Here is an 11,020-nt window from a genome sequence, read left to right as displayed (position 1 = left end):
GCGTTTGGAGCGTCACAGCTGGCAGCAACAGCGTTGGCGACGACATCCACTGCGTCGGGAGCTGCAGCGCTTACATATATCTTCTTTGATGCGGCAAGAGGTATCAAACCTTCGGCCATGGGAGTATGTATAGGTGTGGTGATAGGCTTGGTAGCCATCACGCCTGCTGCGGGATTTGTAACTATTCCACATTCTTTTGTGATAGGTGCTGTAGCGGCCGTGATAAGCCGTATCTGTATCGAGTGGAGAACGAAGTCCCAGCTTGACGATACTTTGGATGTGTTTCCAAGTCATGGTGTGGGTGGTATGGTAGGTATGGTGCTGACAGGTGTGTTTGCTCATGGCTCTATTAATGAGGCGGTGACGACAAATGGACTTATCTATGGCGAAACAGGTTTGTTCGTAGCCCATCTTATAGGACTGGTAGGTGCGGTAGCATTTACGTTGGTGATGGCATTCATCGTGCTTAAAGCTGTAGATGTAATCACTCCGTTGCGTGTGAAAGAAGAGGACGAAGAAGTGGGGCTGGATATTTCGCAGCACGGCGAAAAACTGTAATAAGATTTCCCTCCTTAATATTATCTAAATTATGATGACTCGGTCTATCCTTCTGGCCGAGTTTTTTATTTTGTGGAGGGCAAATGTTGAAATTGTGAGGATGAAATGTGTTGAAGTCTAGAGACTTTGTTGTAAAACAGGTGGTATGTATTTTTTTTTCTGTAAAAAAGAAGTGGAGGTGTTTTTACACGTTGTAATTTTTGTAACTTTGCAGCATCAATTCAGACTATGAGTGACGCTATAAAACACGAGATGTGGTATCGCACTAATCAGATTATTAAAACCCCTCTCATATTACCAGGAAAAATATGGCACCCCTTACTACGGCATTAACAAACTGTATCTTCTCATGGAGAAACAGCACAATCGTGGTCAGGATGGAGCGGGTATTGCTACTATCAAATTTGATGTAAAGCCTGGTCATCGTTATATAAGCAGATATAGAGCGATGGGGGCATCAGCGGTAGCTGATATTTTTGAATATGTGCAGAAGAAGTTTGAAGCTGTACATAAGGCGTATCCGGAAGAATCTAAAGACCCTCAATGGTTGAAAGAAAATGTAAGCTTCACCGGAGAGGTACTTCTAGGGCACCTGCGCTATGGAACACACGGTAAAAACAGCATAGAAAGCTGCCACCCCTTCTTGAGACAAAACAACTGGATGACGCGTAACCTTGTTGTTGCAGGTAACTTCAACATGACAAATGTAGATGAGTTGCTGCAGCAGCTGTACGATCTGGGACAGCACCCTAAAGAGCAGGCCGATACCGTAACCGTGTTGGAAAAAATCGGTCACTTCTTGGATGTGGAAAACCAAAACCTTTTCGACCAATTTAAAAAAGAAAGGTTATTCTAACGTTGAAATAATCGGCTCTTATAGCCAAACATATAGACGTTGCCAAGATCCTTACGCGCTCGGCAAAAACATGGGATGGAGGGTACACTATTGCCGGAATTATGGGGCATGGTGATGCTTTCGTGATGCGCGATCCTGCAGGTATACGTCCTGCCTTCTACTATCAAGATGAAGAAGTGTTGGTGGTAGCGTCCGAACGCCCTGTCATCCAGACGGCATTTAATGTGCCATTGAATGCGGTGAAAGAGATCAAGCCGGGCCATGCGCTGATTGTGAAAAAAGACGGCACCATCACCGAAGAGATGTTCAGAGAACCTACAGAACAAAAATCTTGTTCGTTCGAAAGAATATATTTTTCCAGAGGCTCGGATGCTGACATCTATCAAGAGCGTAAGAAGCTGGGAATGCTTCTTTGCCCTCAGGTGTTGAAAGCAATCAACCACGACATCAAAAATACAGTATTCTCTTTCATCCCTAACACTGCGGAAGTATCCTACTACGGTATGATGGAAGGGATGAACAAATATGTGCGCGACTATCAGAAAGAAGTGTTGCTGAATCGCAGTGATAAGGTTTCTGATGAGGAGATGAACGAAATATTGAGCTTGCACCCTCGTTTTGAGAAGCTTAATATTAAAGACGCCAAATTGCGTACGTTTATCACTCAAGATGCTGACCGCCAAGACATGGTACAGCACGTTTACGATACTACTTACGGTATTGTACGCGATCATCAAGATACCATCGTAGCTATTGACGACTCTATTGTGCGTGGTACTACACTGAAACAGTCCATCCTTACCATTTTGGACCGTCTGAATCCTAAGAAGATTATCATTGTCTCTTCAGCGCCTCAGATCCGCTATCCGGACTGTTATGGTATTGATATGTCTAGGATGGGTGAGTTTGTGGCATTCGAAGCGGCGATAAATCTGTTGCGCAGAATGGTATGTCACGCATCATCGACGAGGTGTATCAAAAATGTCTGGCGTCGATTACCCTTCCAAAAGATCAGGTGGAGAACTATGTGAAGGCTATCTACGAACCTTTCACTTATGAGGAAATTTCGGAAGAGATAGCTAACATCGTAAGACCTCACCATCTGAAAGCTGAATTTCAGATTATCTTCCAGACTTTGGAAAATCTTCATGAAGCATGTCCTAACCACCGAGGAGACTGGTACTTCTCCGGTGATTATCCAACGCCAGGAGGAAATAAGGTTGTGAATAAAGCCTTCATGAACTGGGTGGAAGGTAAAAACGTAAGAGCTTATTTCAGTAACTAGAAACGGTTATTAAAATCCATCATAAAGGGCTAATCTACACGATTAGCCCTTCTTTTTTAAGCGAAAATTTTTCCGTCTACATAAAACCACTGCTTGTTAAGCATTTTGAAGGTGGACTTTTCGTGGTGTATATGTGGCTGTCCTTCCTCGTCGAGATAGTGGGCTTTAAACTCTACAGTATTTACTGTGGAGCGTATGATTTCTAGATGTATCCATTTACAAGCCTGTGCCCAAGTGGCAATCTCTTTTTTGTTTTGAAATCTTCGGGTGGTAGGGTGGAATGTGTTATATATGAAATCTATATTTTGCAGGGCAAAAGCACTGTAGCGGGCGCGCATCAAAGCTTCTGCATCCTGAGCAGCCTCCCTGCCGCTATGTATTTTTCCACAACAGTCGGAATAATTTCGGGCACTTCCACAAGGACAGGTATTGTTGTTCATCATCAGGCTTTTCTTTCCCCAAAATTACGGTTTAGGGGCATATATTTTCATAAAAATGTAAATTGATAAAATTTTTTAAACTAAAAGTTCTCTTTAAGCGTTATCACCGTAAATACTAAACTATGACTTCATTGAAAAACGAAATTGTAGGCTCGTGGAAGTTGTTATCCTATATTGAAATTCCCGTAGGGGGAGACGATTATCAATTTCCGTTAGGCCAAAAACCTAAAGGCATACTGATTTTAAGTCCAGATGGCTTCATGTCGGTACAGATTGCCGTCAATACGTCAAGCAGATATGAAAATGAAGACCGTTTTTCGGTTTCTGATAGTGACCTTGCTGCCAGAGCCAAACAATATATAGCATTTTCGGGAACATATACGATAGATAGTGAATATTCGAGGGTTACGTATAATATTATAACCTCTTTACATCCCAACTGGGAGGGAGAGAAGCAAGTACGAAAGATGGATTTTGAAAAAGATATCATGTATCAGAAGTCCGTGGATCCTGTGCTGTCGGGTGGGCAGTTTGTACATGTGTACATGACATGGCAACGCGTCCACAAGACCGAAGAGATAGAGGCTGAAAGCGAAGAGTTTTCGAGAGGGTTTGGATTCTTATAAAAAGAAAGGGGCTGTTTAGGCCCCTTTTCTTTTAAATAGGATATTATTTAATGGATATTATACTAATTTGGCTAAAGCTTCTTTCATTCTGCGAAGAGCCTCTTTCAGATTTTCGTCTGAAGCAGCATAAGAAAGACGTATATAGTTGTTGTTTCCGAAAGAGTCTCCACCTACGGTAGCAATATGTCCATAGTTCAACAAATATAAAGCTAAGTCTGCAGAATCTTTAATGACATTTCCTTCCGGATCTTTTTTTCCGAAGAAAGAGCTGATTTCAGGGAAGAAGTAGAAAGCACCTTCCGGCATGTTTGTTTTTACTCCTGGAATGTCGTTTAACAGATCATATACAAGCTGGCGGCGGCGTGCGAAGGCTTCTTTCATCTTCTGCACAGACTCCAATCCATCTTGATAGGCCGCAATGCCGGCACGCTGTGCTATAGAGCAAGTTCCCGATGTAGTTTGTCCTTGCAATTTTTCGTTAGCGGCAGCGATTTCTTTGTTGGCTGCTATATATCCCAATCTCCAGCCTGTCATCGCATAAGCTTTTGAGAAGCCGTTTACGATGATTACACGGTCTTTAATACTATCGAATTGTGCTATAGATTCATGTTTGTCTACGAAGTTGATATGTTCGTAGATCTCGTCAGAGATGATAAAGATGTTTGGATATTTTTCGAATACTTTTGCTAGACCTGCCAATTCCTCTTTGCTGTATACCGATCCTGTAGGGTTACATGGTGAGGAGAACATGAACAGCTTTGTTTTAGGCGTGATAGCCGCTTCCAATTGTTCTGGCGTAATCTTGAAGTTGCTTTCTATAGTCGTGTCGATAAATACAGACTTACCTTCGGCAAGGGTTACCATTTCCGAATACGACACCCAATAAGGTGTAGGGATGATCACTTCATCACCTGGATTTATCAGGGTAAGAATCACATTCGACAAAGATTGTTTTGCTCCTGTAGAAATAACAATCTGTGATATATCGTAATCTAGTCCGTTTTCTCTTTTCAGTTTGTCTACTACAGCTTGACGCAGATCCGGATATCCCGCAACCGGCGAATAACGTGTGTAGTTTTCGTCTAAGGCTTTCTTAGCAGCTTCTTTCACATTATCTGGGGTGTTGAAATCCGGTTCACCCACACTGAGGCTGATTACGTTGATGCCTTTTGCTGCAAGTTCACGACCAAGCTTGGTCATTTTCAATGTCGCCGATTCCGACAGGCTATTGATTCTATTGGATAAATATGATGCTGTACTCATAGTGATACAAATATAATTATATATGATTCAAATTAATGAGGTATTTGTTAATAAATTAACAAATTTATAATCCTGTCGTTAAACTATTCCAAAGTGTGTGGGAATGCGTTATATTTGAAAGGCATGATAATAGATCGCTTTATTTTATTTCTGTTTCTTAGCATTGTTGCGGCATATTTTTTTCCTCAGCTGGCACTTCATGGCGACGGAAATACTTTGGAAGCAATAAGCACAGTAGGAGTTTCGTTTATTTTTTTCTTTTACGGCTTGAAATTAAGCCTTACTGATATCAAAAATGGCTTGCGCAACTGGAGATTGCATCTGGTCGTACAGTGTATCACTATTCGTTTTGTTTCCCGTCTATGTTGTCTATTGTTAAGACCTTTAGTAGGTCGCGGAATAGATTGAAAATCTGTTGGCTCTCTTTTTTCTTTTTGGCGGCATTACCTTCTACGGTTTCTTCGTCGGTGGTCATGGTATCCCTTGCCAAAGGAAACGTACCAGCAGCGATTTTCAATGCCAGCATTTCAGGACTCATAGGCGTATTGATTACCCCGCTGTGGATGAGCTTTTTTCTGGTATTTCGTACGGAAAATGTCTTTGTAGATGTTTATGTGGGGCTTTTTACGGAAATCATCCTTCCTGTGATGTTAGGACTTTTGTTGCAACGTTATGCAGGAAATTGGGCTAGAAAACATAGTAAAGCTTTATCTACTTTCGATCGTTTGGTTATCCTGCTGATTGTTTATGGTAGTTTTGCCCATTCCTTTGTCGATGGCATCTTCGGTGAAGTAGGCTACAAGCATTTGGTATTTGTGGCAGTGGGTGTGGTGGTTCTCTTTATACTGGTTTATTGGTTGACGCATCTGGTCTCCAAATTATTAGGATTCAGTAGAGAAGATGAGATTACTGCCTTATTCTGTGGTTCGAAGAAGTCGCTTACCCATGGCAGTGTGTTTGGCAAGTTCCTATTCGTTAATAATCCTTATGCGGGATTATATTTTCTTCCGATTATGTCTTTATCATGCTTTTCATGATTCTGGTGATAAGCGTGATTGCGAACAATATGCAAAAAAAAAACTGACCTCTAGGGTCAGCTTTTTTGCAATAATAGCGGCAATTAATACGTAAAACTGCTTGAGTCAGCATCATCGATATGCTGAGCCAATAAGGACTGACTTTGTTTAAGAATCTTGGACTGGGCCATATAGTCTTGGTCCTGTGCATATATAAAGAGCATGGTGCCGTTTTTTATCGTGTTGATAATCGGCTTAGCAAGCTCACGCGGAAGGGCAGGACAGCCGTAGCTTCTACCCAGTCTTCCGGTAGATTTTATGACGGCTTCACTACAATAATCTGCACCATGGATGACTACGGCCCTCGGTTTAGCCTGGTCGTTAATGCCCCTTTCAAGACCGTTCAATACTAAAGAATAGCCGTTTCCTCCTTGATAGGTGTTTTCCGTAATATAGAATCCCAAAGAACTCTGATGCGAGCCATGTCTATTCGAAAAAGAAGTAGCGTACTTCTCACCACTGTTGCGCCCATGAGACACAATCGTATGATACAGCAACTTCTTGTTTTTGATATCGATGACATAGAGTCTCTTTTCTGTAGAAGGAAGCGTAAAATCTATGATAGATATGATGTTCTTATTTTTCGGATTTAACTGTTCGTAGCCGACCATAGCCTTTTCGAAGGCATCATATTGCAATTTGTCTTCCAACCCTATTTCCTTATAGAGCTTTTCCACCAAGGAACGTTTTTCCACAATTTTATGAGGGGTGAAGTTATCGGCTAGGCTGTCTTTGTGGTCGGTTTGGGAATAGGTTGCCCCGGACTGACTAATAATTGTGACAACACCAGCCAACACTGCTATCATCACAATATAAAAATCGAATTTCTCATACGCACATATCCTTTTGATGACTTACAAAGTTCGTTATCAGTATTTTATAATTGTGTTAATAAATGTTAATTTTTAACTTATGGTTAATCTATGACAATTACAAGTGAAGAATGTGGTTTTACCCAATCGTATATAAATTTAGAATGAGAGGAGGCCGTGCGAACACACATATGTGACCTCGGAATGGTGCCCAAAGTAGGACTGGTTTCAATAATCTGTCCTTTTGGGTTGTTCACGGGAATGCCGTGAATATAGGCTCCATTTGTGAACCGGGAAGCCCATGGAGCAAAACCTTCTATGGAGGTTGTGCCATCCTTGTAATAAAACATTTTGGCTTTACGCTCTTGTACAACAAAAATTCCTACGGGTGTTTCCATAGCGTAGGGAGGTGCATGTCTTCCTGTCGTGGCAGCATTCATACTGCGGACATACCATGTATCCTCCACGTGATCTAGTGTACATATGTTTTGATTTTTGACGTCGACGACAACCACATGTTTGAATGTCACTGTATCTCCGATGAGGATTAGGTAGCGACGCGGGATTTCCCATTCCCCTTCGAAATTGGTTAAGCCTTGCACTTTTACCATCTTTAGGGTGTCGCTACTAAGCAGCTTGACGAGGGAGCCGTCGCGGCCGTAGATTACAGGATGCTTGTCGTTACCTACCTCATAGAGCGGTGCCGATTGGTAGCGCTCTGTGCCTAAGGTGTCGGAAACCCTTTTGTAGGCGTTTCTTTTGTAGTTGGGAACAGTAGGAGCTTCTCCATTTTTATTTTTGTAATTGGAAACTATGGCGTAGAAGTTATTTCCATGCTGTAGATTTTCGATCTGTGCTAGTTTTTCCTTAATTTTTTCCCATTGAAACTGCCGTACGGTATCCTTGTATTTATATGTGTCATCCAAGGTATATCTGTCATACTTTAATTCTTTTTTCAGTTTGATGTCGGCAACAGTTCGAGGTCTTTGCTTTTCGGCTTCTTCTTGTTCTTTACGGACTTTTTCGAGGCTGTCCTGCTTTTGCTGTTCAGCCTTTTCTTGTGTAGAAGGTTTACTGTTGTTCACGCATGAAAGCAGAACCATACTTCCGGTTAATAGGAGAAATATTAAACGCATAAAAGCGATATTTGATTTATTGTTCTAAATCAAATATATCAAATTAAATTACGGGAAACAATTTTGTTTCAATCTCTCTGTCAAAGGATTGAAGGGTGTTGAAGAAAGGTTGTGTATAGCCATTGAGAGCGATAAGATAGGGGATATTCACTGTGTGGGAATTGGGTTTTTAGGCTGAAATAGCCTAAGAGTACACCATTGTTTTTCTGTACGGCTTTCACCTCTTTGACTTTTATGGTGTCTGTAAGAAGGTTGAACTTTATTTTTTTGCCATCTGCAAAATCTACCTCCATATCATGTGTGTTGCGGTTGTAGAATATGTCGTTTGTTTTTTTACGGCTTTAATATGGTTGCTCAATACGAAGAACTGCCCTATAAGATAAAAGCTCAAGGGGAGCATGATTAGCGCTATTTTGAATTTTGCTGCTAGGATGATGCAAACCAACAGAATAAGAACTCCTGTTCCCACGGATAGTAGCGTCTTTCGGAGCAAGGACTTATAGATGGCGAGCGAAGCACTTATGACGATAATTTCTGACGGGGTGGAAAGTCTTTGCGTATAAGAAGAATTCATACCGCCGAGCTTTCGTACTATCGAGTAGAAAAGTATCGCAATAAGGGCTCCTATGATGATGATTTTGGTCATCTACTCGCTATGGCTTAATATTGTTCGTTCTCGTTAGGATAATCTTTGCTTTTGACGTCGGAAACATATTGTGTAGCCGCGGCGGAGATAGTCTCATACAGGTTGGCGTATTGACGCAAAAACTTAGGCTTGAAATCTTTGGTCATACCCAACATGTCGTTTACTACCAACACCTGGCCGTCGCAACCGCTGCCGGCACCTATGCCTATGGTAGGGATATGCAACATGTTGGAAACCTCTTCGGCTAACTTTGCCGGAATTTTTTCCAATACGATGGCAAAACATCCAGCTTCCTGTAGGGCTAAGGCATCGGATTTGAGCTTTTCAGCTTCCGCTTCTTCTTTGGCGCGTACGCCGAAGTCACCGAACTTGTATATTGACTGGGGGGTAAGTCCCAGATGGCCACACACAGGAATTCCGGCTTTCACAATTTTTTTAATGTTGTCTATATAATCTCTATGCCGCCTTCCAATTTTAAGGCGTGCGCTCCAGATTCTTTCATCATGCGTACGGCCGCTTCATAAGCCTTCTCGGTAGAGCCTTGGTATTCACCGAAAGGTAAATCCACCAATACCAATGCTCGTTTTGCGGCGCGTGCCACGGCGGCTGCATGGTATATCATATTATCTAAGGTTATAGGCAATGTCGTTTCATAGCCGGCAAAAACGTTGGCAGCAGAGTCTCCCACCAAGATTACATCTACTCCGGCCTCGTCGAGGATGCGTGCCGTGGTGAAGTCGTAGCTTGTAAGCATGCTGATCTTTTCTCCGCGCATCTTCATCTCCCGAATAGCGGAAGTAGTTACCCTTTTTATGGTTTTATGTACAGACATGTTCAGAATGTTTTGCTGCAAAAATAGGAATTATAAATAGGTATAACCTCATCTTATTGCAAAAAGCGCATTTGTCACAAATACTCATATTGTTTTGCTATTTTTGCAGTATGACGCAAAACGAAAACCGTTTATTTAAATTTCCTAAGTTCTCCGAACTTATCGTTCATGAAGATGACAACCTTATAGCCATCAACAAACCGCCGTTCATTGCTTCTTTGGACGAACGGGAGGGAGGTGAGGTCAATATCTTGCGGTTGGCGAAGAAGTACTGTCCTGACGCTCAAGTATGTCACCGTCTGGACAAAGATACTTCCGGCGTGCTGCTAATCGCCAAAAACCCGGAAACATACCGCTTGGTGTCTATAGAGTTCGAACGCCGTCGGGTGAATAAGATTTATCACGCCGTCATCCAAGGGACCCATATTTTCAATGACCTGAAAGTAGACCTGCCGATATTGAATCAAGGTAATAAGAATGTAACGATAGATCGTGCTCGAGGTAAACAGGCCGAAACTATATTCAACAGTATTAAATATTTTAAGCATTTCACGTTGGTGGAATGTAAGCCCATAACGGGAAGGATGCACCAGATACGTATTCATCTGGCTACACAACATGCCGCCATAGTAGGGGATGAGATGTATAAAGGAAAGCCTGTATACCTGTCACAAATCAAAAAAAGGGGATATACCTTATCCAAAAATCAAGAAGAGCAGCCTATCATGAAACGTTTCGCTCTGCATTCTAAAAAGCTGGAGATAAACATCGATGGAAAGCAGTACGTCTTTGAGGCAGAATATCCAAAAGATTTTGCTACCTTACTGAAGCAATTGGAAAAATTTGATACATAATAGTGATGAATACTAAGGGCTCCAAAAAGAATATATGGTCATACTTCATCTGGGGTGTGCTGTTAGTCGTGGTTCTGATTCCCGATACTAGAATTTTCGTACAGCGCCAGCTGATGAAGCTAGGTTTGTTCAGACCCAAGTTAGAGACTTCAGCGCAGCAAGAGCCCAAAAAAGAGCAACAGACTATATCAGTCACAGGAGGTCCTGCAGTATCTTTTGTGGATGACAAAGGAAATCCTGTCCATGTGAGAGACCTTAAGGGTAAGGTAGTTTTAATAAACTTCGTGGACAACATGGTGTCCGCCTTGTAAGGCGGAGATGCCTTCCATCCAAAAGTTGTACGACAAATTTAAGGACAGTGGTAAGATAGAGTTTCTTCTTGTGGAGATTGATAACAACATCCGCGGGGCTAATGACTTCTTGAAAGGAGAAAACCTTGACCTCCCAATAGTATATCCCTATAGCGACATTCCGAAAGWTTGGCTGTCCGACGSCMTCCCCTACAACCAGTTAATTTTGGAATAGGAAAGGAAAGCTTAATTGCGTAAGCTAGTAGCCAGGGAAATGGCGCGATTCATGTCTCTTGCGGTGGATTTGATGTCAAACTTATAATCAATAACATTTTTATTGACTAGA

13 protein-coding genes and 2 pseudogenes are annotated in these 11,020 nt (G+C 41.9%); 8 read left to right on the top strand and 7 right to left on the bottom strand.

The window, feature by feature from the left end; all coding sequences use genetic code 11:
- The coding region (locus SD31_RS12600; protein ID WP_039054396.1) for an ammonia channel protein at positions 1-558 on the top strand (558 nt) is incomplete at its 5' end.
- 228 nt (positions 559-786) lie between these two features.
- Positions 787-2,699 (top strand): annotated as a pseudogene (locus SD31_RS21395) (amidophosphoribosyltransferase).
- A gap of 56 nt (positions 2,700-2,755) precedes the next feature.
- Here the strand turns inward: SD31_RS21395 and SD31_RS12590 are convergent.
- Positions 2,756-3,142, bottom strand: a complete 387-nt coding sequence (locus SD31_RS12590; RefSeq protein ID WP_231561582.1) for a YchJ family protein — start codon at positions 3,140-3,142, stop codon at positions 2,756-2,758.
- Positions 3,143-3,261: 119 nt separating this feature from the next.
- Here SD31_RS12590 and SD31_RS12585 point away from each other — a divergent pair, with 119 nt between their 5' ends.
- Positions 3,262-3,765 (top strand): lipocalin-like domain-containing protein, encoded by a 504-nt coding sequence (locus SD31_RS12585; protein WP_039054394.1) that lies wholly within the window; start codon positions 3,262-3,264, stop codon positions 3,763-3,765.
- Positions 3,766-3,822: 57 nt separating this feature from the next.
- On the opposite strand, the gene SD31_RS12580 is transcribed toward SD31_RS12585, so the two are convergent.
- Positions 3,823-5,028: a pyridoxal phosphate-dependent aminotransferase gene (locus SD31_RS12580; RefSeq protein WP_231561581.1), complete on the bottom strand. Its 1,206-nt coding sequence runs from the start codon at positions 5,026-5,028 to the stop codon at positions 3,823-3,825.
- Positions 5,029-5,151: 123 nt separating this feature from the next.
- Here SD31_RS12580 and SD31_RS17605 point away from each other — a divergent pair, with 123 nt between their 5' ends.
- Together SD31_RS17605 and SD31_RS12575 are read left to right on the top strand one after the other, a co-directional pair.
- Positions 5,152-5,436 carry a bile acid:sodium symporter gene (locus tag SD31_RS17605; protein ID WP_197053706.1) on the top strand — a complete coding sequence of 95 codons (285 nt, stop codon included), beginning with the start codon at positions 5,152-5,154 and terminating at the stop codon, positions 5,434-5,436.
- Between the two features lie 26 nt (positions 5,437-5,462).
- Entirely contained in the window at positions 5,463-6,065 is a 603-nt protein-coding gene (locus SD31_RS12575; protein ID WP_410528265.1) for a bile acid:sodium symporter, read from the top strand.
- A gap of 83 nt (positions 6,066-6,148) precedes the next feature.
- Here the strand turns inward: SD31_RS12575 and SD31_RS12570 are convergent, their stop codons facing one another.
- The 5 genes and pseudogenes from SD31_RS12570 to panB all read right to left on the bottom strand — a co-directional run bounded on the left by SD31_RS12570 (position 6,149) and on the right by panB (position 9,530).
- A complete protein-coding gene (locus SD31_RS12570; protein ID WP_082021952.1) occupies positions 6,149-6,910 on the bottom strand; it encodes a murein L,D-transpeptidase catalytic domain family protein in 762 nt (253 codons plus the stop codon).
- 110 nt (positions 6,911-7,020) lie between these two features.
- Entirely contained in the window at positions 7,021-8,019 is a 999-nt protein-coding gene (locus tag SD31_RS12565; RefSeq protein ID WP_231561580.1) for a L,D-transpeptidase, read from the bottom strand.
- A gap of 113 nt (positions 8,020-8,132) precedes the next feature.
- Positions 8,133-8,345: a hypothetical protein gene (locus SD31_RS12560; protein WP_039054392.1), complete on the bottom strand. Its 213-nt coding sequence runs from the start codon at positions 8,343-8,345 to the stop codon at positions 8,133-8,135.
- Entirely contained in the window at positions 8,336-8,698 is a 363-nt protein-coding gene (locus SD31_RS12555; protein WP_039054391.1) for a hypothetical protein, read from the bottom strand. Before SD31_RS12555 ends, SD31_RS12560 begins: the two co-directional genes overlap by 10 nt.
- A 14-nt stretch (positions 8,699-8,712) precedes the next feature.
- A pseudogene (gene panB, locus SD31_RS12550) lies at positions 8,713-9,530 on the bottom strand (3-methyl-2-oxobutanoate hydroxymethyltransferase).
- A gap of 110 nt (positions 9,531-9,640) precedes the next feature.
- On the opposite strand from panB, the gene SD31_RS12545 reads away from it, so the two are divergent.
- The 3 genes from SD31_RS12545 to SD31_RS15605 are packed head-to-tail and all read left to right on the top strand — an operon-like array spanning position 9,641 to position 10,909.
- On the top strand, positions 9,641-10,384 hold the full coding sequence (locus SD31_RS12545; protein ID WP_039054390.1) for an RluA family pseudouridine synthase: 744 nt from the start codon (positions 9,641-9,643) through the stop codon (positions 10,382-10,384).
- A 5-nt stretch (positions 10,385-10,389) separates the two neighbouring features.
- On the top strand, positions 10,390-10,695 hold the full coding sequence (locus SD31_RS15610) for a hypothetical protein (protein ID WP_052259039.1): 306 nt from the start codon (positions 10,390-10,392) through the stop codon (positions 10,693-10,695).
- A 7-nt stretch (positions 10,696-10,702) separates the two neighbouring features.
- Positions 10,703-10,909, top strand: coding sequence for a hypothetical protein (locus SD31_RS15605; RefSeq protein ID WP_052259038.1), 207 nt, complete (start codon positions 10,703-10,705; stop codon positions 10,907-10,909).
- Positions 10,910-11,020: the final 111 nt, after the last annotated feature.

The organism is Sphingobacterium sp. T2 (assembly GCF_000814685.1).
Lineage (GTDB): Bacteria > Bacteroidota > Bacteroidia > Sphingobacteriales > Sphingobacteriaceae > Sphingobacterium > Sphingobacterium thermophilum.
The sequence above is the reverse complement of the archived record's forward strand: the minus strand, read 5'-3'. Positions and strand labels throughout refer to the sequence as shown.

Bases quoted from the DNA above. Each gene is read 5' to 3' on its own strand.
- SD31_RS17605 (WP_197053706.1), top strand. From the start codon at position 5,152: ATGATAATAGATCGCTTTATTTTATTTCTGTTTCTTAGCATTGTTGCG.
- SD31_RS12560 (WP_039054392.1), bottom strand. From the start codon at position 8,345: ATGGAGGTAGATTTTGCAGATGGCAAAAAAATAAAGTTCAACCTTCTT.
- SD31_RS12570 (WP_082021952.1), bottom strand. From the start codon at position 6,910: ATGATAGCAGTGTTGGCTGGTGTTGTCACAATTATTAGTCAGTCCGGG.
- SD31_RS12590 (WP_231561582.1), bottom strand. From the start codon at position 3,142: ATGATGAACAACAATACCTGTCCTTGTGGAAGTGCCCGAAATTATTCC.
- SD31_RS12580 (WP_231561581.1), bottom strand. From the start codon at position 5,028: ATGAGTACAGCATCATATTTATCCAATAGAATCAATAGCCTGTCGGAA.
- SD31_RS12545 (WP_039054390.1), top strand. From the start codon at position 9,641: ATGACGCAAAACGAAAACCGTTTATTTAAATTTCCTAAGTTCTCCGAA.
- SD31_RS15610 (WP_052259039.1), top strand. From the start codon at position 10,390: ATGAATACTAAGGGCTCCAAAAAGAATATATGGTCATACTTCATCTGG.
- SD31_RS12565 (WP_231561580.1), bottom strand. From the start codon at position 8,019: ATGGTTCTGCTTTCATGCGTGAACAACAGTAAACCTTCTACACAAGAA.
- SD31_RS12585 (WP_039054394.1), top strand. From the start codon at position 3,262: ATGACTTCATTGAAAAACGAAATTGTAGGCTCGTGGAAGTTGTTATCC.
- SD31_RS12555 (WP_039054391.1), bottom strand. From the start codon at position 8,698: ATGACCAAAATCATCATCATAGGAGCCCTTATTGCGATACTTTTCTAC.